This window comes from Bacillus sp. BML-BC051, from assembly GCF_019656175.1.
In the GTDB taxonomy this organism is placed as follows: Bacteria; Bacillota; Bacilli; order Bacillales; family Bacillaceae_G; genus Bacillus_A; species Bacillus_A mobilis.
This window is the reverse complement of sequence record NZ_BPLI01000055.1, coordinates 1-20,051: the sequence shown is the minus strand read 5'-3', so window position 1 is coordinate 20,051 and position 20,051 is coordinate 1. Positions and strand designations below refer to the sequence as shown.

The window sequence follows — 20,051 nt, the reverse complement described above, 5'->3', positions numbered from 1 at the left end:
CTACCTTTCAGAAATTTTTTGTGTAAGAATAATATCTTGATAACTTGTGTGTTCCGTTCTGCTACACCATGAACCATAGTGGGGGGGAGTCTGTACTTCTAGTCCATACTTATTTAATAGGGTACGAACATCTTCCTCAGGATAGGCGACTGCGAAATTCGGGATGTCTTTATTTAGAACATAACAATTGTCAATTTGATGATAAAAACCTAACGTACTTAATCCTGCATTTAAGTAATAGGAAGAGTCAGGATTAATTAAAAAGAAAGTAATAAAACATCTCCCATCTTTTTTCAGGACTCGTGAAATTTCACATACGTAATGTTCTAATTCTTTCGGAAGGAGATGGGTAAATACAGACGTTAAAAAAATAAAATCGAACGATTCATCTTCATATGGAAACTTATATTGGGAAGCATCTTCTTTTCCTTCGGGGTTATAGAATTGATTATATATATCGACATGTTCAAAATGAAAATTGTTACGGCGTGTAGAAATGTTATTTTTGCACCATGTAATTCCCGCATTGAATAAGTCAAATCCATAATAAGTACCATCACCGCTTAAATAATCCATTAATGGAACCGCCATTCGGCCGATACCGCAGCCTACATCTAACACTGTTTCATTTGATTTTAAGTTGCCAATTTCAATAAAATACTGCATAAACTCTTTTCCAACTTCTTCAAAGTTACCACCTACATATTGAACGAGTTCTGGTGGTGGAATTAATGTGATTTTTTTCTCGTTTTCGTTCATACATTCACTCCGTCCTTGTAGTAAAGTAGGGGATTTCTATTGTATATATAAGTTAATCATTTATAGTGAGGGGAACTTTACACAATTAGTTTTTATGAATAAGTAGTGTAATAGGACCCCTCAAAAAATAAAGTTATATTCTATTCTTTTCGCCAATAAATACCGAAATCATCAATTTTCGTAATAGGAGCTTGTAAGTTTCTTTCCTTTCTGAAATCAGTTACAGCCTCTGCACATGTTACCAATCCGTAATCATCAATAATAATATAGCCACCTGTTGAAACTTTATCGTATAAGTTTACAAGACTGTCCATCGTTGATTCGTACATATCACCATCAAGGCGAGCAATTGCAATTTTTTCTACCGGTGCTGAAGGTAATGTATCTTTAAACCAACCCTTTAAAAATTTCACCTGATCATTTAATAAATCGTATTTTCTAAAGTTTTCTTGTACTGTTTCTAAAGAAACTCGTAAGTAATCGAATGTGTGCAAATAATCACCGTAATCTTTCGGATATTGTTCTAAGTTAGGTGCGGGCAGACCTTCAAACGAATCGGCAACCCATACAGTACGATCCTTAATGTTGTTTGCTTGTAAAAACCCATTCATAAAAATGCATGATCCTCCGCGCCATACACCAGTTTCAATAAAATCGCCTTCTATATTTTCCCTGACTACAGTTTCCATAGCCTCTTGTAATTGATTCATACGTTTTCGACCAACCATACTGTGTGCAGCTCTTGGCCAATCCTTGCCACCTTGACGCTCATTGTTTGAAACGTTAGGATTAACGATTTTTAAATTGTGATTTTCTACATACTGCTTAAGAAATAAAGGAAGTGGAACAGTAACTGGTTCATATGATAGTTCTTTAGATATATGTAACGAAGCAGGTAAGTATGGTTCGTATTCTAACCATATTTCAAATAAAATTGTTTTCTTTAATAACTCAAGATAAAGCTGGACAGCCGATTTATTTTCCATATAATTGCCTCCTGAAGAATGTCATACAACATTATGACTATGTAGAAAAGAAGGATTTAATGATTGAATTTACCAATGAAAAAGCAGTAAAACTGATATCAGTTTTACTGCTAAGTAAAAAATTAAGCGATTTTTTCAATAATAATAGATGCACTCGTACCAAGAGCTAATGATAGTCCAAGTCCTGTAACAATTACTTCAACTAATGATGGAGTTGTCGTAATTTGCGTAATTGCTTGAACAACGATAGGTGCTCCAACTGAGATTAAAGTCGTTCCAGTACCAGGTACAGGTACCCCGTTTACTTGGATTGTAAGGCCTCCTAATAGACTTACTGCTGCAGTATATACGATAACAGTAATTTTATAGAATCCAGTTTCACTAATTACGAAAGTATCGGCATCTAATTGAGAAATTGCTGTACCAAACTGAGATCCAACAGTATTAAATGGTAGTGGATCATTAATTCCAAGATCTAAAGAAATCCCAGCGGAGTTAAATGCATACAATCCTGCTGGAAGTCCTAATCCAGAAGGTCCAGTCGGTCCAGTCGGTCCAGTCGGCCCAGTAGGCCCGGTAGGTCCAGTAGCACCAGTGCCTCCAGTAGCGCCGGTCGGTCCAGTAGCACCAGTGTCGCCAGTCGGCCCAGTCGGTCCGGTAGGAAGGGTAAACGGTGGTATTGGTGGTAATGTTGGTCCTACAAGATTAGGGTCAAATGCACTAGCTGATAAAGATTCATCGGGATTCAATCCATCTGAATAATTATTATTTGACATAAATTCACCTCCATAAAGCGTTCATTATATAGTAGATGCAAAACCGGAAGAAAATGACACGGACATTTGAATTATTGAAAAGAAATCTTAAACTGCTTGTGCAAGTTAAAAAAGTGGAAAGTTTATTGTATGTATAACATATGATTGATTTGGAAGAGGGTGATTATGTTGAACAAGCAAGGAATTACAATTAGTTTATGTATGATTGTTCGAGATGAGGAAGATACAATAGGTCGATGTTTAGATGCAGTCGAAAAAATTGTTGATGAAATTATTATAGTTGATACAGGTTCCATTGATCGAACGAAAGAAATTGTAGCTCAATATACCTCTAACATATATGACTTTCCATGGATTAATGATTTTGCGGCAGCAAGAAATTTTTCTTTTTCAAAAGCAACGCAAGAGTATATATTGTGGCTAGATGCAGATGATGTGTTATTAGAAGATGCTCAAGAAGCATTGAAACTCTTAAAAAGAGAATTAGATCCTAAAATTGATGCTGTTTCGATGCCTTATCATCTTGCAATGGATTCTAACGGGAAACCTTTATATTGTACAAAAAGAAATCGACTTGTAAAGCGTGAAAAACAATTTCAATGGTTTGGAAAGGTTCATGAGTATTTAGCTATTTCTGGTGAGACTTTTAGTAGTAATGTTGCTATTACACATAAAAAAGAAAAAAAGGTAACAAATCGTAATTTGAAAATTTTTCAAGATGCTGTAGCAGCTGGAGAAGAATTGAGTCCGAGAGATTTATTTTATTACGCGAATGAATCTATGGATAACCAAAAATATGATGATGCAGTTATTCTATATGAAACATTCCTTAATCAAGACGAAGGATGGTATGAAGAGAAAATTTATGCATGTGGTAAGTTAGGAGATTGCTATGCAAAGCTTGGATTATGGGAAAAGGCAGTTGAATCTTGCGTGAAGTCGTTTCGATATGATGTTCCTAGAGGAGAGAATTGTACAAGAATAGGATATATATATATGGAACAACAAAAATATAACGAAGCGATATTTTGGTTTAAACTTGCAACGGAAGTACCAATGGTGACGGAGAGTCCGTTTCATAGTCCAGCGAGCTACACATGGCTTCCCTATTTACAAATGTGTATTTGTTATAGCAAGTTAGGAGAGCAAGATAAAGCTTATTATTACAACGAATTAGCAGCTGCTTATGTTCCGAATAATGCTGCAATTGAATATAACCGCAAATATTTTCGGGGTGTTTTTGATAAACAATATAAATCGTTATAGGTTGTTTTTTTTTTAGAAATGGCTTATCACGATTCTAACTCTAATAGATTGGCTATATAGTAAAGTATCGGTGTAATGGTTACATTTATAGACTTCATATGAAGTTTATATTTCAAATTCAATTTACATAAGGAGTGTGTGAAATGAATCCCCAAAAAAATTCTTTATATGAAGAAAAGTCTGTGCATTATTATAATGCAGTGAATCCGAATTTATTAAAGCATATAAAAAAGGAATGGAAAGAAGTTCTTGATATTGGTTGCTCGAGTGGTGCATTGGGAGCGGCTATTAAAGAAAATGGAACACGTGTATCAGGAATCGAGGCATTCCCAGAGGCAGCAGAAAAAGCAAAAGACAAACTAGATCATATTGTTTTAGGCGATATAGAAACAATGGATATGCCATATGAGAAGGAGCAATTTGATTGCGTCATATTTGGGGATGTATTAGAGCATTTATTTGATCCGTGGGCTGTAATAGAAAAAGTAAAGCCGTATATAAAAGAAAATGGTGTGATTTTAGCAAGTATACCAAACGTTGCTCACATTTCAGTATTAGCTCCCTTACTTGCTGGAAATTGGACGTATACAGAATATGGCTTATTAGATAAAACGCATATTCGTTTCTTTACATTTAATGAAATGCTCCGAATGTTTTTAAAAGCAGGATATTCGATTAGTAAAGTAGATCGTGTATATATTGATCATAAAATGTATGAACCATTAATTGAGGAGTTATATGGAATTTGTAAAAAATATCGTCTTGGAAGTGGCTTCATGGCTGAGACGGTCGTATTTCAGTATATTATTGAAGCAGAAAAATCACAGTTATGAGTGCTGCTGAAAAAACAATATTATTTGTTACGTGTATAAATGATCGGAAAATGTATGCACAGTGCGTGCGGCATATATTGAGATTGGCAGTGCCTCCAGGATATATTGTACAATTTATGCCAATTCGGAATGCGAAAAGTATGACGAGCGGATATAATCAAGCGATTTCGCATCCAGCGAAATATAAAATATATATACATCAAGATGTTTTCATTATGAATGTGGCATTTTTATATGGATTACTTCAATTATTTAACGAACATGAACATCTTGGAATGATTGGAATGATTGGAGCCCAATATGTTCCTCCAAATGGAACATGGAATGTAGGAAGAGGAGTTGTTGGGAAAGTAATTGGTTATATGAATGATTTATTTTATATGGCAAGTCAAGAAAAGCCGTACCATGAGTCAAAAACATTTATGCCAGTTGAATGTATTGACGGTTTATTAATGGCAACGCAATACGATATTCCGTGGCGAGAAGACTTGTTTGATGGATTTGACTTTTATGATGTATCTCAATCATTTGAATTTAGAAAAGCTGGCTATACAGTTGGGGTTCCTGTACAGCGTGATGCGTGGTGCATTCATTATCATATTGATGTGAATATGACCAACTATGAAAAGTATAGAAAGATATTTGTGGAGCACTATATGTCAGATGTAAATCAAGACGAATAGAGGGGCTACAAGATGAAGGATCATACAATATTAGTCGTTGTTTGTATAAATAATGAAGAGCTATTTGAACAATGCGAGAGACAAATAAGAAACCTTTTTGTTCCCCCTGGTTATGTCGTACAAATTTTTCCGATACGAGATGCGAAAAGTATGGCAAGTGCATATAACCGAGCGCTTTCATATCCCGCGAAGTATAAGGTTTATATACATCAAGATACTTATCTTATTAATCGAGAGATGTTTTATACACTCATTTCTCTTTTTAAAGATAACGAAAAACTTGGTTTAATTGGCGTAGCTGGTGCTCAGTTTTTACCGAGTAACGGTATATGGTGGGAAGGGAAAAATTTAGTAGGGAAAGTGATTGAGTACAGAAGACAAAATTATCAATTGCTAAATTTAGATCAGCTGTTTTATGGGAATCAATCATTTATGTCAGTTCAAGCAATTGATGGATTATTAATGGCCACACAGTATGATATCCCGTGGCGAGAAGACTTATTTCAAGGATTCCACTTTTATGATGTGTCGCAGTCTTTAGAGTTTCAAAAGGCAGGTTATTTAATTGGTATCCCTAATCAAGCAAATTTATGGTGTATTCACTACAACGGGGATGAGTTTGATGCGGATACATATGAGAAGGATCGAAAAGTGTTTGTAGAACATTACAAAGATATACTATCTCCATCATAAGGGAGAGATGCAGGGTGAAAGGAATTATTTTAGCAGGTGGAACTGGATCGAGGTTATATCCAATAACGAAAGTAACGAATAAACATTTGCTTCCTGTTGGACGATATCCAATGATTTACCATGCGGTATATAAGCTGAAACAATGCGATATTACAGATATTATGATTATTACAGGGAAAGAGCATATGGGGGATGTTGTTAGTTTCTTAGGAAGCGGTCAAGAGTTTGGCGTGTCCTTTACGTATCGTGTGCAAGATAAGGCAGGGGGAATTGCACAAGCATTAGGGCTTTGTGAGGATTTTGTCGGGAAAGATCGTATGGTAGTTATATTAGGAGATAATATTTTTTCAGATGACATTCGTCCGTACGTTGAAGAGTTTGCAAATCAAAAAGAAGGTGCGAAAGTACTGCTGCAATCTGTAGATGATCCGGAGAGATTTGGCGTGGCGCATATTCAAAACCGAAAAATAATTGAAATTGAAGAAAAGCCGAAAGAGCCGAAAAGTTCCTATGCAGTTACAGGAATTTATTTGTATGATCCGAAAGTCTTTTCTTATATAAAAGAATTAAAACCTTCCGCAAGGGGAGAACTTGAAATTACAGATATCAATAATTGGTATTTAAAGCGAGGGGTACTTACTTATAATGAAATGAGTGGTTGGTGGACTGATGCGGGAACTCATGTTTCCCTTCAAAGGGCGAATACATTAGCGCGGGATATAAACTTTGGTAAACAGTTTAACGGAGAATAGGTGAGAATATGAAAGTTATAGAAACAAATTTTACCGACGCAAAATTGTTGGAACCAAGGCTATTTGGAGATGAGCGTGGCTTTTTTACTGAAAGTTATAATAAGAAGGTGCTAGAAACATTAGGGGTTACGTATTCATTTGTACAGGATAATGTTTCGTATTCAGCGGAAGCGGGAACGATTCGCGGATTACACTTTCAAAAAAATCCGAAAGCACAAACGAAACTTATTCAAGTTATGCAAGGGGCAATCTATGATGTTATCGTTGATTTACGAAAAGATTCACCAACGTTTAAACAGTGGAGAGGATATATTTTAAGTGCGGATAATCATCGGCAATTATTAGTGCCAAAAGGATTTGCACATGGTTTTTGTACACTTGTCGCGCATACGATTGTTATGTATAAAGTAGATGAGTATTATAGTGCCGATCATGACTCAGGGGTAATTTGGGACGATAAAGAATTAGCAATTCCATGGCCGGTAACAAGTCCTATTTTGTCTGATAAAGATCGAATATTACCGTTACTTCAGGAATATGAAGATAGCTTTTGAGTAGGAGAGTTGTTTATGAATATATTAGTAACAGGTGGGGCCGGATTTATTGGAAGTAATTTTATTCATTACATGTTACAAAGCTATGAAACATATAAAATTATTAATTTTGATGCATTAACATATAGTGGAAACTTAAATAATGTAAAGTCTATTCAAGATCATCCGAATTACTATTTTGTAAAAGGGGAAATTCAAAATGGAGAGCTGCTGGAATATGTTGTTAAGGAACGTGACGTGCAAGTAATTGTAAATTTCGCGGCTGAATCACATGTGGACCGTAGTATTGAGAATCCGATTCCTTTTTATGATACAAATGTAATTGGGACAGTCACCTTATTAGAATTAGTAAAAAAATATCCACATATTAAACTCGTGCAAGTATCAACAGATGAGGTGTACGGCTCGTTAGGTAAGATAGGTAGATTTACCGAGGAAACCCCGTTAGCTCCAAATAGTCCATATTCTTCAAGCAAAGCGGGCGCCGACATGATAGCTTTATCTTATTATAAAACATATCAATTACCAGTTATAGTAACGCGTTGCTCCAATAACTATGGGCCGTATCAATATCCTGAAAAATTAATTCCGTTAATGATTACGAATGCGCTGGAAGGAAAAAAATTACCGTTATATGGTGATGGATTAAATGTAAGAGATTGGTTACATGTAACGGATCATTGTAGTGCGATTGACGTCGTTCTGCATGAGGGGCGTATAGGAGAAGTATATAATATAGGTGGAAATAATGAAAAAACAAATATAGATGTTGTGGAACAAATCATCTCTCTCTTAGGAAAAACGAAAAAAGATATTGAATATGTGACAGACCGTTTAGGACACGATCGTCGTTATGCGATTGATGCAGAGAAAATGAAGAATGAATTTGATTGGGAACCGAAGTATACGTTTGAGCAAGGATTACAAGAAACAGTGCAATGGTATGAGAAGAATAAGGAATGGTGGAAACCATTAAAACAGTAAGGGGCATATAAATGAAAGAACGGATTATCATAACAGGAGCAAATGGTCAATTGGGAAAGCAACTACAAGAAGAGTTAAATCCTGAAGAATATGACATATATCCATTTGATAAAAAGTTACTAGATATAACAAATATATCCCGAATGCAGCAAGTGGTACAAGAAATAAGGCCACACATAATTATTCATTGTGCAGCGTATACGAAGGTTGATCATGCTGAGAAAGAACAAGATCTCGCTTATGTAATAAATGCAATAGGAGCTCGAAATGTAGCGGTTGCTTCACAATTAGTAGGGGCGAAATTAGTTTATATTAGTACTGATTATGTATTTCAGGGCGACAGACCGGAGGGGTACGGTGAATTTCATAATCCAGCGCCGATAAATATATACGGAGCTTCTAAGTATGCGGGAGAGCAGTTCGTCAAAGAGCTACATAATAAATACTTTATCGTTCGTACATCGTGGCTATATGGTAAGTATGGGAATAATTTTGTGAAAACGATGATGAGATTAGGTAAAGAAAGAGAAGAAGTATCTGTTGTAGCGGATCAAATCGGTTCTCCTACTTATGTGACAGATTTAAATGTGATGATTAATAAGCTCATTCATACTTCTTTATACGGTACGTATCATGTATCAAATAGAGGCTCGTGTTCTTGGTTTGAATTTGCAAAGAAAATATTTTCGAATGCAAATATGAAAGTGAATGTATTACCAGTTTCAACTGAAGAATTTGGAGCAGCGGCAGCGAGACCGAAATATTCTGTTTTTCAACATAACATGCTACGATTAAATGGTTTTTCACAAATGCCTTCTTGGGAAGAAGGATTAGAGCGGTTTTTTATAGAAACAAAAAGTCATTAACAAAATTTAAGTTAATGACTTTTTTGTTTGCCTTTAAGAGGTTTTATGGTATTATAATTATAGTATCAGGTACTAATAACAAGTATAAGTATTTCTGGGAGGATATATCATGGAACTATTACAAGGGAAAACATTTGTTGTTATGGGCGTTGCGAACCAAAGAAGTATTGCATGGGGAATCGCTCGCTCTTTGCATAATGCAGGTGCAAAATTAATCTTCACATATGCAGGAGAACGTTTAGAGAGAAACGTTCGTGAATTAGCGGACACATTAGAAGGACAAGAATCACTTGTATTACCTTGTGATGTAACAAATGATGAAGAACTTACAGCTTGCTTTGAAACAATCAAGCAAGAGGTTGGTACAATTCACGGTGTTGCACACTGTATTGCTTTTGCAAATCGTGATGATTTAAAAGGTGAATTTGTAGATACTTCTCGCGATGGATTTTTACTTGCACAAAATATTAGTGCATTCTCTTTAACAGCTGTAGCAAGAGAAGCGAAGAAAGTAATGACAGAGGGCGGAAATATTTTAACGTTAACATACCTTGGCGGCGAGCGCGTTGTGAAAAACTATAACGTTATGGGTGTTGCGAAAGCTTCATTAGAAGCGAGCGTGAAATATTTAGCTAACGATTTAGGCCAACACGGCATTCGCGTTAACGCTATTTCTGCAGGACCAATTCGTACGTTATCTGCAAAAGGTGTAGGCGACTTTAACTCAATCTTAAGAGAAATTGAGGAGCGCGCACCACTCCGTCGTACAACAACTCCAGAAGAAGTTGGGGATACAGCAGTATTCTTATTCAGTGATTTAGCACGCGGCGTAACAGGAGAAAACATTCACGTTGATTCAGGATATCATATCCTAGGATAAATATAATATTCATTTTTAAAGGACAATCTCTATATGTTGAGATTGTCCTTTTTATTTGTTCTTAGAAAGAACGATTTTTAACGAAAGTTCTTACCACGTTATGAATATAACTATAATAGTACACGATTTATTCAGTTACGTATGGAAGTGGGAGGGACGAGTGTGAAGAATAAAAATAAAAGTTCAACAGTTGGAAAACCGTTGTTATATATTGCGCAAGTAAGTTTGGAACTTGCTGCACCGAAAATAAAAAGGATTATCTTAACAAACTTTGAAAATGAGGATCGCAGAGAAGAAAGTAATAGAAATGAAAATGAAAATGCTGTAAGTAGTGCTGTGGAAGAGGTAATAGAACAGCAAGAACAACAAGAGCAGCAAATAGAAGAAATAGAAGAAGAGGAACAAGTACAAGAGCAGCAAGAACAGCAAGAGCCAGTGAGAACAGTCCCGTATAATAAATCATTTAAGGATATGAATAATGAAGAGAAAATTCATTTTTTATTAAACCGCCCTCATTATATTCCGAAAGTAAGGTGCAGAATAAAAACGGCTACCGTTTCTTATATTGGATCGATCATCTCGTATCGTAATGGAATTGTAGCTATTATGCCACCAAATAGTATGAGAGATATTAGGTTATCTATAGAAGACATCAAATCGATTGATATGGCCGGCTTTTAAATATGTAAAGGTGGTAGAAATCTTCTACCACCCTAATAGTTTTTTTAGTTTACTTCACTTATTAGATAGAAACGTCGCGTAAGCATTGAATCGCACAGAAACAGCTTAAATCAACAGTAAGACAAGTGTTAGTCGATACTAATCTTGCATTTGGTACAGCTAAAAACGTACAAATTGGATCATCACCAGGTGGTACAGGAGAGGTATCACCTAATACTACAGTTAATACACGTAGTACAGCACAGCTATCGTCATCTACACTTTCCACACGGAAAATTGGAGATCGGCAGCTAGAAAGGCTTGCAGTTGGTGCAAATGCTTCAAAAGGTTCTCCAGTTTTTGTGTATAAAATAAAAGGGCGTGTATTTGCTACTGAAGCACTATTGTGTGCGCCTAAAAATGGGATTTCACAACCAGATCCACACGTTGTTGTAGAACAATCTTGTAATTCATTGATGAATTTTACAACGTCAACTACACAATGAGAAGAGCCATGGTGTTTATTTTCGTTACAACTCATTAATGTCACTCCTTATCTTCTTGTTTGTATTTACATTAATAAGATATTGGAGTCGAGGAGATTTGGTCACAATCTTAAGACCTTTTTTTTTTAAATAGGCGAAAGAAGATAAGGGAAGGTGGAATCATGCTGTTTACAAGTTGGCTTTTATTCTTTATTTTCGCGTTAGCTGCTTTTAGGCTCACCCGTTTAATTGTGTATGATAAAATTACAGCTTTTTTGCGAAGACCGTTTATTGATGAATTAGAGATTACAGAGCCAGATGGAAGTGTATCAACTTTTACAAAAGTAAAAGGGAAAGGGTTAAGAAAGTGGATTGGCGAATTATTAAGTTGTTATTGGTGTACAGGTGTATGGGTTAGTGCTTTTTTATTAGTTTTATATAATTGGATCCCTATCGTTGCAGAGCCGTTACTTGCATTATTAGCTATTGCAGGAGCAGCAGCAATCATTGAAACGATTACAGGATATTTTATGGGAGAATAATATATTTTCATAATACTAGAAAAAGCGGAGTTTAAAAGAATGAGGGAACGGAAATAAAGAGTTGTTCATATAGTAAATAGACAGAATTGACAGTAGAGGAGATGTTTGCTGTGAGCAATAATCCAAGGCAAAATTCATATGACCTGCAGCAATGGTATTACATGCAGCAACAACACCAAGCACAACAACAGGCATATCAAGAACAATTACAACAACAAGGATTTGTGAAGAAAAAGGGATGTAATTGCGGGAAAAAGAAGAACACAATAAAACAATATGAAGAATGAAACACTCATGTTACTGTGAGTGTTTTTTATTATACATATAAAAAGCGGTATTTCAAAGGAGAAATACCGCTTTTTACTAGCTAATTTGTGCAACTGTTAATGCTGCAGCACGGATGTCCACAGTTCCAAGCAGTTCAACTGGTACAATTTGAATTAAGTCACCAGGGTTTAAGTTAATAAGAATAACACCACTGGATACATCTACTTCACCAGTACCAATAACGTTAGATCGAACCGCTGTACCTGATCCAGGAATAATGTTAGCCGGCGTACCTAATGATAAGAAGAAACGACCAGCTTCTGGTGCGGTAGGAACGTTATCAAGACTAATTGTTAATGTATAACTGATTTGATAAATACCAGCTACTTGAATTCGAATGCCATCTCCGACACTTACTGTATTGTTTATTACAGGAACAGTAATATTTGGGTTTGGACTTACGCTAGGTAATAGTAATGGTGTGAATAATGAAGCGAACTGAGGGCCGGAAGCGTTGAAAGCAAAACCGAAGGCAGGTAGTGTACTAGCTGGTTTCGCTTCGCAATCGATTTTAGTAAATTCGCAATCAGAAGAGAACATGTTTTTCACTCCTTTATCTGTTTCTACTTTCAGTTAATGAAAAGGACAGGTTCTATGTTCTAGACAAGTTCCCAATTTTAAGAAAAATACATAATAATACCTTTTAAGCATGGATTGGGTGGCAGAATTTTCTGCCACCCAATCCATGCTTAACTCATTATTTAGTTTTAAATCGTAACATCACGTAAGCATTGAATAGCGCAGAAGCAACTTAAATCAACAGTAAGGCAAGTGTTGGTCGATATTAATCTTGCATTTGGTACAGCTAAAAACGTACAGATTGGATCGTCACCAGGTGGTACAGGAGAAGTATCACCTAATACTACCGTTAATACACGCAATACAGCACAATCATCATCATCTATACTCTCGACACGGAAAATTGGAGATTGGCAGCTAGAAAGGCTTGCAGATGGCGCGAATGCTTCAAATGGTGTTCCGGCTTTTGTGTATAAAATAAAAGGTCGTGTATTTGCTACAGATGCACTATTATGTGCTCCTAAAAATGGAACTTCGCAACCAGATCCGCATGTTGTGGTTGCACATTCTTGTAATTCATGTATAAAACGAACGACATTTGATACACAGTTGAAATCACAATCGTGATGATGATGGTCTTCGTTACAATTGCAGCTCATTATGTTCACTCCTTATCGTGAGTTCTGACATACACTATTACAATATGAACGGGATATGGTTGATATTACGTTAATTCTTATGATAAGAACATGGAATTTATATAGTAGGGATGTACATAATGCAATATAAAAAAAGACATCCTTATTTAGTGGATGTCTTTTCATGTAAATCTTTTCGCGCAGTATATAAAAAACGAGAGATATCTAATTTTTTTCCTCTAAAAAATTGAGGAGAGGAAATGTAAAGTTCTTCTTTCGCACGTGTAATGGCGACATAAAGTAGTCGACGTTCTTCTTCTAAAGCTTCAGAAGTCTCTGTAACACGATCATTGGCATCTTTTAAAGAAGAAGTATGAGGGAGAATACCATCGCTTGCTCCAAGTAAAAAGACGCATGGAAATTCAAGACCTTTTGCGTTATGAATAGACATAAGCGAAACAGCATTTTTTTCCGGCATTGTTTTTAATGCTTCCATTTCTTTTTGACCTTGAATTGCTTCATCAATAAATTGTAAATATGCTGGAATATCGGTGAAACGAGTTGCAGACTCCATTAATTCTTCTAACATTTCTTCTTGTATATCTTTATGCATCGTAAAGGAAGAGCGATCATTACTTTGTAAGTACTCTAAATACTTTCCTTTACCATGAATAATTTCTTTTAATGCTTTTTTCGGTTCTAATTCTTTTATAAATTTAATAAAATCGATACGCTCATTTACCTTTTTCACTTGAAAAGGTTTTAAGCTCGGATTTAATAATAAGAAATGAAGAAGAGAAGGGAAACGGCCCTCACCATATTTCCATTGTTCACGTTCAATAAATGAAATACAATCATCACGGCCAATATACATCGTTGGCAATATATTTGAAAGTGATTCTAGTCGAAACGGTTCAATTACCAGTCTTAAATGATCTAATACAGGCTTAATTAAAGAATGTTCATAAAATGATTGGCTCGCCCCGTGCTTAATAAACGGTATTTTGTGAATGGTAAGCTGATCAAGTAACGAACGGCTTACAGAATGTGTGCGATACAGTAAACAAAAATCTTTAAAATTACGTTCGCCGCTATCTACTTTTTCTTGAATGAGCTGCAAAATTTGATTTGCTTCATCAAGAGTCGTAGCAGGTCTTGCATAAAAAGGTTGTACACCTTCTTCGCGTACAGAATATAGCTCTTTATCAAAACGTTCTTGATTTAGTTTGATAACTTCATTTCCAAGTCCGACGATAAAAGGATTGGATCGATAATTCGTATTCAGTGCGATAATCGTAGTGTTATCAAATTCTTTTGGAAAAGATAAAATAATTTGGTGACTTGCTCCTCGCCAGCCGTATATCGCCTGGTCGTCATCACCTGCGATAAATAAATTATTTCTTGGCGTGGCTAACAATTTTACAATTTCATATTGTGCATACGATGTATCTTGGAACTCATCTACTTCAATATAGTGGAAACGTTGTTGTAATTGGGTAAGCAAAGGAGCGTTGTTTTCTAACATATAATATGTTTCTAATAAGATGTCATCGAAATCAATATAATTATATCGTTGTTTCACTTCTTCAAAACGCTCGTATACTTCTTTAAATTCTTGCTCAACGGGTGTTTTTGCTTTTACATCTTTCGGACGATTCAATTTGTTTTTCTCAAGTGAAATCATAGCGAGCATCGTTTCAGCATCATAATCGTCTTTTAAGCGTAACTCTTTTAAAATTTTCTTTATCATAATTTGCTTATGTTTTTCGTTTGCTAAAATTTGCTGATTATATCCTTGACTACGAAGCAATTTTAAAAAGACAGAGTGGAATGTACCAGCAACAACGTAGCTACTTGCTGCACGATTCATACCTGGTAAATTTGCTACACGGTTTCGGATTTCTTCAGCTGCTTTTTGTGTAAATGTAAGCAATAAAATATTGCGCGGATGAACTTGTTTTACATTTACTAAATAACCTACTCGAGTTGTTAAAACAGACGTTTTCCCGCTTCCAGCACCAGCTAATGTAAGGACAGGACCTTCTGTCGTTCGCACGGCTTCTAATTGTTTTTCATTTAAAAATACATTTTGTTGCTCGAGAGCGCGGAAATACGCTGCATCTGCATCTTCTTCCATAATTAAATGGGTAGATGTTTTCGGAATATGATATGTTGCGCGCGGAATATCAGCGTGCGTTAATGATTTTTGTGAAAATTTTTCTTGTGTCATATATTCACCTTCAAAACTATAGCATCAACATTTAACTTTAGCGGAAGAAAAAGAAAATAGCAATGTAAAAAACAGGAGGGGATACCTCCTGTTTTCAAATTACAATTCTTTTATCATAACGATGTGAGGAATATTTGCTTCCATGAATACATTAGAATTCGTTACATATCCAAGTTTCTTATAGAAATCTTCAGCATGTGTTTGGGCGTGCAGCTTTAATTTTGGTAGCGAGTTTTCCTTCGCATACGCTTCAAGTGCATCCATAACAATTTTTCCAATCCCTTTTTTACGATGGGAAGCTAGTACGCAAATACGTTCCATTTTTCCTATTCCATCCAGTATGCGAAAACGACCAGCACCAACTGGAACATCATTATCATATATAACAACGTGTGTTGAAGTTTCTTCAAATTCATCATACTCTTCTTCAGCAGAAACTTGTTGTTCATTCACAAATACTTGCTTACGTACAGAGAATGCGTCTCTTAGTTGTTTGTCCGTTTGTACGATTTGTGCGTGCAAATTAGTTGTGCCCCTTTCCAAGGTGGAATGTTTCGTGTACAGTCCATGTTCCATTTTCTAATTGATATAGAAGATGGAAGCGATCAATTGGTTGTTCATAATAGAAATCTTTCATACGTAATCGACCTAATACATCAGCATGCTCTGCATCTGATAAGCCTTGTCCGATTGTTAAATGGGGTACGAAAGCGTATTCGCGTTCTTGCGTAAAGAATTCACTATGCATCTCCTCATTTAAGAAAGTGAGTTCAGGTGTTTTTTCTACTTTAAAATAAAGAACATTATTAACAGGTGCGAATGAACCAACTTTTCCAACATGAAGGGTGAAAGGGTTCGTTTTACTTGCGATTGTATGTAACTCGTTTACAATCGATTCTAGTTGATCATCTTGCGTCTCAAAGGGTGTTTTCAATGTAATATGTGGCGGAACTAATGCGTAGTGTGGATCATAACGTTTACGCAATCCGTTCGCTTTATCTTGAATCATTTTAGATGGAAAAATTACAATGCCTAATTTCATGTTCCAATTCCTCCCTTTGTAAGTCTAGTTAGATTTTGAGAAAAACAAATCTCTCTATCTATTATATCAAATTATTCTGAATACTGCTCTCTATTATTTCATTGATAGAATATGAGAGAAAGCTTTCGGTAAATCAGTTTGCCAATATTTCCACGTGTGGTTACCTTCAAACTCCTCGTAATGCGTGATGAAATTTCTATCTGTCAGAAGCGTATTGAGCTCACGGTTCGGTTGTACGAAATCAGATACTTGTCCATCCGTGCGCTTTACAGCTGTTTCTTCTGTCCCAATGACGTGATAAAGGTCTAGCGCCTCCGGATTTTTGAAGTCTTTTGCTAAGTTCATCACTGTTTCATCCACAAATGGTGACTGCATAACGACTTTACCGAATGTATGCGGATACATAAGTGCAGTCATGAAGGAAACTGTTCCACCAAGAGAATCACCAATTAACACACGACCTTTTCCCATTTGGTACGTTGGATAATTTTCATCGATATATGGTGCAAGTTCATGAGCAAGGAAACGAATATATGCAGCGTTTTTTACTTCATTTGGGAAATATTTTTCTTTACGATCGTGTACATTTTTATATGGAATACCGACAATAATTGTACGGTCAATTTCTTCAGTTTCACGAAGGCGCTCAATTACACGGTGCGCTTTACCAAGCTGAAAATAATCTCTACCATCTTGTGCAATTACAACTGTATGTTTGTGCAGTGGTGTGTAATTTACTGGTAAGTAAACGAGAAGTGTAACATCTTCCTGAAGTGATGCGCTATAAAATGAAATCTCTTCAATTCTCCCGATTGTTTGATTCATGTAGATCCCCCTAAATAAAAAATTTACTGTGATGATTGTAAGAGCGACGCTTGTAGTGAAAAAGAAAGAAATATCCACTAATAGGTGCCTTCATTTCTATTTTACCATAATGGTAAGAAGAATCTAAAAAATTAGTATTTAAGTTATGAAAGAAAACGGATATAATGAAGTGGGATTTTTGACAGGTGAGAGGGGAGACGGAATTTGAAACAAGAAAGATCAATCGCACTACCATTAGCCATTTCCATTATAGCCATTTCATTCGCAGCAGTTTTTGTAAAGATGTCCTCAGCACCATCTTCCATATTAAGTATGTACCGATTATGGATTATCGTACTTATTATGCTGCCTATTGTTTGGAAAAAACGGGAAGAATTTAGTAAGATTCAAATAAAAGATTGGGGATTTTTAATTGGATCTGGTTTCTTTTTAGCACTTCATTTTCTATTATGGTTTGAATCTTTAAAGCATACGACAGTTGCGAGTTCGACGATTATTTTAGCGCTTCAACCAATCGTATCTTTAGTTGGAGGTTTTTTCTTATTTAAAGAAAGAACTACATACTCAGCTATTGCAACAATGGGAATTGCGATATTAGGCGTAATGTGTATTGGTTGGGGAGATTTAGGGCTAAGTGAACAAGCAATTTATGGAGATATATTATCCTTTTTAAGTGTAATAGCGGTTGTCGGTTATTTATTTATCGGGCAAACGACAGTAAAGAAAGTATCACACTGGATTTACAGCTTTACAGTTTTTGCATTCGCAGGTATTTTTATGGGGATTTATAATATAGTGTTGCAAGTGCCTTTTACAGGTTATACGAAGTGGGACTGGACCGTTTTTCTTTTACTTGCGGTTGTCCCGACGGTGTCACACGTCATTAATAATTGGTTATTAAACTACGTAAATGCAACAACAATTTCAATGAGTATTTTGGGAGAACCTGTTGGAGCATCTATACTAGCGTTCTTCTTACTCGGTGAAAGACTAAATGTAATGCAAATTATCGGTAGCGTGCTCGTATTGTTTGGTGTATCTGTTTTCTTACTACAGCAACAAAAACGAACAGCAAAAAATGTAGTAAACGAGCCGGCGTATACACAGGAAATATAATGTTAGAGGAGAAAAGAGAAGTTGTAATGCTTCTCTTTTTGTTTTATAGAAATACAGAGGAAGAAGGGGGGAGGAAAATGGAAGAAGTATTAAAGAAGTATATGCGGAACCTTACAACACTAAGTGAAGAGGAGCAGCACATAATCCTCAGTGAATTACAAATTGAAGAATATAAAAAAGGAACAGTGCTCCTAAGGCAAGGAGATGTTCCTTCGAAATGTTATTTTGTATTAAAGGGATGCATTAGGCAATATTGTATAGATGAAACAGGGAAAGAGGTTACATCAAATTTTTATACAGAAGAACAAGCAATCGCAAAGTTTAATCATCATAAACAAGATAAATCATCCCCGCATACGTTAACGTGTTTAGAAGACTGTCTAGTTGTAGTTGGCGACCTGCATAGTGAAAAGGACATGTATAAGAAATATTCACAATTAGAGGAAATGACACGCCAAATGATTGAATACAATTTCGGTGAGGTACAAGAAGAACTTTCATTATTTATTGCATCGACACCAGAAGAGCGCTACAAATCATTATTACAAAAACGACCTCATTTAATCAATCGTGTTCCTCAATATCAATTGGCAAGTTATCTAGGTATTACGCCAGAATCATTAAGCAGAATTAAGAAAAGACTCAAACAGTAGCGTTTTTTCCACCTCTAATCAATAGCCATATACTAAATCCGAGTTCACCTGCAATCATTGGCAATTGGAACAGTGTTTGTAAGATTGAGATCATCGTATCGTATTGTGAAAACATCGTATTCATGACGTGAATTATGATATAACCGATAGACGCGAAGAATAGTAGTATACTAATCCATTTCGGTATATGTTTAGATAGGAGAGCTACATAACCTAAAACGAAAAGATGTAAGCCGAAAATGATTAATCCTATATACCAAATGTACTCGAAGACATTGAGAGACAACATCACATATGTTTCTGAATTCGCAATCGTACTTTTTGAAAGTAGCAATGCTAATATTAGATTAAATATAGCAATTCCAAGTATCGCTGTATACATAAGACGAAGCAAGGCAGCTAGTAATGAGAGGCTAGTATGAATTGGTTTTAGAAAGAAATAAAGAGCCCACGCAGCGACAATATCAGTAATGAAAATGATAATCCAACCGAAGATTTCCGCTTCGAAAAGTGAATGTGAAGTTTGGATATTATGGAATGTCGCGCTCGCATCTTCTTGTATAACGAGATTTCCATGAACAAAACCGTAAGAAAAAAATGCAATGAATGCCATAACAAGAAGAGAAAAGCCAGCAAATAAGGCATACTTTCGTTCAGTCATAATACGTCCTCCTATTCTAATGTTATTTTTATTGTAAAAGGGAAGAGGAGAAGAATCATTGACTTAAATCAAGAGAGGGGAAATTTAATGGAATTTCCATCAAAAAAAGATATATGGTTATATCCGATTTTTTTCGTTGTCATTGGAGCGTGTTTTGCCCCCTTATTTGCAGGGAGAGAGTATTTTCTTTTATTTTTTACAATTCCATTAGCCATATTATTTATTTGGAGTTGGTTTTCGACAAGATATATCGTCGGAGAAGAAACAATTACTATTAAATCAGGTTTCGTTAAAAAGCGCATATTTATCCCGCTTTAATGG

The 20,051-nt window shown here is 35.7% G+C and carries 25 protein-coding genes and 1 pseudogene; 15 read left to right on the top strand and 11 right to left on the bottom strand.

Going from position 1 to position 20,051, the window contains the following annotated elements:
- The 3 genes from K5S59_RS21545 to K5S59_RS21535 form a co-directional block, all read right to left on the bottom strand.
- On the bottom strand, positions 1 to 759 hold the full coding sequence (locus K5S59_RS21545) for a class I SAM-dependent methyltransferase (RefSeq protein WP_001004745.1): 759 nt from the start codon (positions 757 to 759) through the stop codon (positions 1 to 3).
- Positions 760 to 899: 140 nt separating this feature from the next.
- Positions 900 to 1,745, bottom strand: coding sequence for a TylF/MycF family methyltransferase (locus K5S59_RS21540; protein WP_000428860.1), 846 nt, complete (start codon positions 1,743 to 1,745; stop codon positions 900 to 902).
- 122 nt (positions 1,746 to 1,867) lie between these two features.
- Complete coding sequence (locus K5S59_RS21535) at positions 1,868 to 2,521, bottom strand: BclA C-terminal domain-containing protein (protein ID WP_212981779.1); 654 nt, start codon at positions 2,519 to 2,521, stop codon at positions 1,868 to 1,870.
- A gap of 165 nt (positions 2,522 to 2,686) precedes the next feature.
- On the opposite strand from K5S59_RS21535, the gene K5S59_RS21530 reads away from it, so the two are divergent.
- From K5S59_RS21530 to K5S59_RS21485, 10 genes are all read left to right on the top strand, one after another.
- Complete coding sequence (locus K5S59_RS21530; RefSeq protein WP_000932902.1) at positions 2,687 to 3,787, top strand: glycosyltransferase; 1,101 nt, start codon at positions 2,687 to 2,689, stop codon at positions 3,785 to 3,787.
- Between the two features lie 143 nt (positions 3,788 to 3,930).
- Positions 3,931 to 4,620, top strand: coding sequence for a class I SAM-dependent methyltransferase (locus K5S59_RS21525; RefSeq protein WP_001069435.1), 690 nt, complete (start codon positions 3,931 to 3,933; stop codon positions 4,618 to 4,620).
- Positions 4,617 to 5,303, top strand: a complete 687-nt coding sequence (locus K5S59_RS21520) for a glycosyltransferase family protein (protein ID WP_001271200.1) — start codon at positions 4,617 to 4,619, stop codon at positions 5,301 to 5,303. Before K5S59_RS21525 ends, K5S59_RS21520 begins: the two co-directional genes overlap by 4 nt.
- Positions 5,304 to 5,315: 12 nt before the next feature.
- On the top strand, positions 5,316 to 5,996 hold the full coding sequence (locus K5S59_RS21515; protein ID WP_000651513.1) for a glycosyltransferase family protein: 681 nt from the start codon (positions 5,316 to 5,318) through the stop codon (positions 5,994 to 5,996).
- Positions 5,997 to 6,010: 14 nt separating this feature from the next.
- Entirely contained in the window at positions 6,011 to 6,748 is a 738-nt protein-coding gene (locus K5S59_RS21510; protein WP_000676163.1) for a sugar phosphate nucleotidyltransferase, read from the top strand.
- Positions 6,749 to 6,756: 8 nt separating this feature from the next.
- On the top strand, positions 6,757 to 7,302 hold the full coding sequence (gene rfbC / locus K5S59_RS21505) for a dTDP-4-dehydrorhamnose 3,5-epimerase (RefSeq protein ID WP_000864169.1): 546 nt from the start codon (positions 6,757 to 6,759) through the stop codon (positions 7,300 to 7,302).
- 15 nt (positions 7,303 to 7,317) lie between these two features.
- On the top strand, positions 7,318 to 8,286 hold the full coding sequence (gene rfbB, locus K5S59_RS21500; protein ID WP_001024128.1) for a dTDP-glucose 4,6-dehydratase: 969 nt from the start codon (positions 7,318 to 7,320) through the stop codon (positions 8,284 to 8,286).
- An 11-nt stretch (positions 8,287 to 8,297) separates the two neighbouring features.
- Entirely contained in the window at positions 8,298 to 9,152 is an 855-nt protein-coding gene (gene rfbD, locus K5S59_RS21495) for a dTDP-4-dehydrorhamnose reductase (RefSeq protein WP_000664404.1), read from the top strand.
- A 109-nt stretch (positions 9,153 to 9,261) separates the two neighbouring features.
- Positions 9,262 to 10,032 (top strand): enoyl-ACP reductase FabI, encoded by a 771-nt coding sequence (gene fabI / locus K5S59_RS21490; protein ID WP_000421885.1) that lies wholly within the window; start codon positions 9,262 to 9,264, stop codon positions 10,030 to 10,032.
- Positions 10,033 to 10,173: 141 nt separating this feature from the next.
- A complete protein-coding gene (locus tag K5S59_RS21485) occupies positions 10,174 to 10,713 on the top strand; it encodes a CotO family spore coat protein (protein ID WP_002070871.1) in 540 nt (179 codons plus the stop codon).
- 61 nt (positions 10,714 to 10,774) lie between these two features.
- On the opposite strand, the gene exsY is transcribed toward K5S59_RS21485, so the two are convergent.
- Positions 10,775 to 11,233, bottom strand: coding sequence for an exosporium assembly protein ExsY (exsY, locus tag K5S59_RS21480; protein WP_001277729.1), 459 nt, complete (start codon positions 11,231 to 11,233; stop codon positions 10,775 to 10,777).
- Between the two features lie 126 nt (positions 11,234 to 11,359).
- On the opposite strand from exsY, the gene K5S59_RS21475 reads away from it, so the two are divergent.
- Both K5S59_RS21475 and K5S59_RS21470 read left to right on the top strand, forming a co-directional pair.
- Positions 11,360 to 11,719 carry a DUF1360 domain-containing protein gene (locus K5S59_RS21475; protein WP_000899662.1) on the top strand — a complete coding sequence of 120 codons (360 nt, stop codon included), beginning with the start codon at positions 11,360 to 11,362 and terminating at the stop codon, positions 11,717 to 11,719.
- 101 nt (positions 11,720 to 11,820) lie between these two features.
- Positions 11,821 to 12,006: a hypothetical protein gene (locus K5S59_RS21470; protein ID WP_033656000.1), complete on the top strand. Its 186-nt coding sequence runs from the start codon at positions 11,821 to 11,823 to the stop codon at positions 12,004 to 12,006.
- Between the two features lie 76 nt (positions 12,007 to 12,082).
- Here the strand turns inward: K5S59_RS21470 and exsF are convergent, their stop codons facing one another.
- From exsF to K5S59_RS21440, 6 genes are all read right to left on the bottom strand, one after another.
- A complete protein-coding gene (exsF, locus tag K5S59_RS21465; RefSeq protein ID WP_000492946.1) occupies positions 12,083 to 12,586 on the bottom strand; it encodes an exosporium protein ExsF in 504 nt (167 codons plus the stop codon).
- Between the two features lie 167 nt (positions 12,587 to 12,753).
- Positions 12,754 to 13,224, bottom strand: a complete 471-nt coding sequence (gene cotY / locus K5S59_RS21460) for a spore coat protein CotY (RefSeq protein WP_001277702.1) — start codon at positions 13,222 to 13,224, stop codon at positions 12,754 to 12,756.
- Between the two features lie 142 nt (positions 13,225 to 13,366).
- Positions 13,367 to 15,433 carry an ATP-dependent helicase gene (locus tag K5S59_RS21455; RefSeq protein WP_120449690.1) on the bottom strand — a complete coding sequence of 689 codons (2,067 nt, stop codon included), beginning with the start codon at positions 15,431 to 15,433 and terminating at the stop codon, positions 13,367 to 13,369.
- Between the two features lie 99 nt (positions 15,434 to 15,532).
- Entirely contained in the window at positions 15,533 to 15,955 is a 423-nt protein-coding gene (locus K5S59_RS21450; RefSeq protein ID WP_000543311.1) for a GNAT family N-acetyltransferase, read from the bottom strand.
- Between the two features lies 1 nt (position 15,956).
- Entirely contained in the window at positions 15,957 to 16,475 is a 519-nt protein-coding gene (locus K5S59_RS21445) for a YjcG family protein (RefSeq protein ID WP_000765867.1), read from the bottom strand.
- 93 nt (positions 16,476 to 16,568) lie between these two features.
- Positions 16,569 to 17,300: an alpha/beta hydrolase gene (locus K5S59_RS21440; protein ID WP_001076845.1), complete on the bottom strand. Its 732-nt coding sequence runs from the start codon at positions 17,298 to 17,300 to the stop codon at positions 16,569 to 16,571.
- A gap of 204 nt (positions 17,301 to 17,504) precedes the next feature.
- Between K5S59_RS21440 and K5S59_RS21435 the strand changes: the two genes are divergently transcribed.
- Together K5S59_RS21435 and K5S59_RS21430 are read left to right on the top strand one after the other, a co-directional pair.
- Positions 17,505 to 18,416, top strand: coding sequence for a DMT family transporter (locus K5S59_RS21435; RefSeq protein WP_000808245.1), 912 nt, complete (start codon positions 17,505 to 17,507; stop codon positions 18,414 to 18,416).
- A gap of 77 nt (positions 18,417 to 18,493) precedes the next feature.
- Positions 18,494 to 19,069, top strand: a complete 576-nt coding sequence (locus K5S59_RS21430; protein WP_033656300.1) for a Crp/Fnr family transcriptional regulator — start codon at positions 18,494 to 18,496, stop codon at positions 19,067 to 19,069.
- Here the strand turns inward: K5S59_RS21430 and K5S59_RS21425 are convergent.
- Entirely contained in the window at positions 19,059 to 19,730 is a 672-nt protein-coding gene (locus K5S59_RS21425; protein ID WP_000140097.1) for a DUF4386 domain-containing protein, read from the bottom strand. The genes K5S59_RS21430 and K5S59_RS21425 overlap by 11 nt on opposite strands.
- An 87-nt stretch (positions 19,731 to 19,817) precedes the next feature.
- On the opposite strand from K5S59_RS21425, the pseudogene K5S59_RS21420 reads away from it, so the two are divergent.
- Positions 19,818 to 20,039 (top strand): annotated as a pseudogene (locus tag K5S59_RS21420) (PH domain-containing protein); the annotation flags it as partial.
- Between the last annotated feature and the right edge of the window lie 12 nt (positions 20,040 to 20,051).

Bases quoted from the DNA above. Each gene is read 5' to 3' on its own strand.
- K5S59_RS21470 (WP_033656000.1), top strand. From the start codon at position 11,821: ATGTTTGCTGTGAGCAATAATCCAAGGCAAAATTCATATGACCTGCAG.
- exsY (WP_001277729.1), bottom strand. From the start codon at position 11,233: ATGAGTTGTAACGAAAATAAACACCATGGCTCTTCTCATTGTGTAGTT.
- exsF (WP_000492946.1), bottom strand. From the start codon at position 12,586: ATGTTCTCTTCTGATTGCGAATTTACTAAAATCGATTGCGAAGCGAAA.
- K5S59_RS21440 (WP_001076845.1), bottom strand. From the start codon at position 17,300: ATGAATCAAACAATCGGGAGAATTGAAGAGATTTCATTTTATAGCGCA.
- cotY (WP_001277702.1), bottom strand. From the start codon at position 13,224: ATGAGCTGCAATTGTAACGAAGACCATCATCATCACGATTGTGATTTC.
- K5S59_RS21485 (WP_002070871.1), top strand. From the start codon at position 10,174: ATGGAAGTGGGAGGGACGAGTGTGAAGAATAAAAATAAAAGTTCAACA.
- rfbC (WP_000864169.1), top strand. From the start codon at position 6,757: ATGAAAGTTATAGAAACAAATTTTACCGACGCAAAATTGTTGGAACCA.
- K5S59_RS21425 (WP_000140097.1), bottom strand. From the start codon at position 19,730: ATGACTGAACGAAAGTATGCCTTATTTGCTGGCTTTTCTCTTCTTGTT.
- K5S59_RS21475 (WP_000899662.1), top strand. From the start codon at position 11,360: ATGCTGTTTACAAGTTGGCTTTTATTCTTTATTTTCGCGTTAGCTGCT.
- K5S59_RS21455 (WP_120449690.1), bottom strand. From the start codon at position 15,433: ATGACACAAGAAAAATTTTCACAAAAATCATTAACGCACGCTGATATT.
- K5S59_RS21430 (WP_033656300.1), top strand. From the start codon at position 18,494: ATGGAAGAAGTATTAAAGAAGTATATGCGGAACCTTACAACACTAAGT.
- K5S59_RS21445 (WP_000765867.1), bottom strand. From the start codon at position 16,475: ATGAAATTAGGCATTGTAATTTTTCCATCTAAAATGATTCAAGATAAA.
- K5S59_RS21525 (WP_001069435.1), top strand. From the start codon at position 3,931: ATGAATCCCCAAAAAAATTCTTTATATGAAGAAAAGTCTGTGCATTAT.
- K5S59_RS21530 (WP_000932902.1), top strand. From the start codon at position 2,687: ATGTTGAACAAGCAAGGAATTACAATTAGTTTATGTATGATTGTTCGA.
- K5S59_RS21515 (WP_000651513.1), top strand. From the start codon at position 5,316: ATGAAGGATCATACAATATTAGTCGTTGTTTGTATAAATAATGAAGAG.
- fabI (WP_000421885.1), top strand. From the start codon at position 9,262: ATGGAACTATTACAAGGGAAAACATTTGTTGTTATGGGCGTTGCGAAC.
- rfbB (WP_001024128.1), top strand. From the start codon at position 7,318: ATGAATATATTAGTAACAGGTGGGGCCGGATTTATTGGAAGTAATTTT.
- K5S59_RS21540 (WP_000428860.1), bottom strand. From the start codon at position 1,745: ATGGAAAATAAATCGGCTGTCCAGCTTTATCTTGAGTTATTAAAGAAA.
- K5S59_RS21535 (WP_212981779.1), bottom strand. From the start codon at position 2,521: ATGTCAAATAATAATTATTCAGATGGATTGAATCCCGATGAATCTTTA.
- K5S59_RS21520 (WP_001271200.1), top strand. From the start codon at position 4,617: ATGAGTGCTGCTGAAAAAACAATATTATTTGTTACGTGTATAAATGAT.
- rfbD (WP_000664404.1), top strand. From the start codon at position 8,298: ATGAAAGAACGGATTATCATAACAGGAGCAAATGGTCAATTGGGAAAG.
- K5S59_RS21545 (WP_001004745.1), bottom strand. From the start codon at position 759: ATGAACGAAAACGAGAAAAAAATCACATTAATTCCACCACCAGAACTC.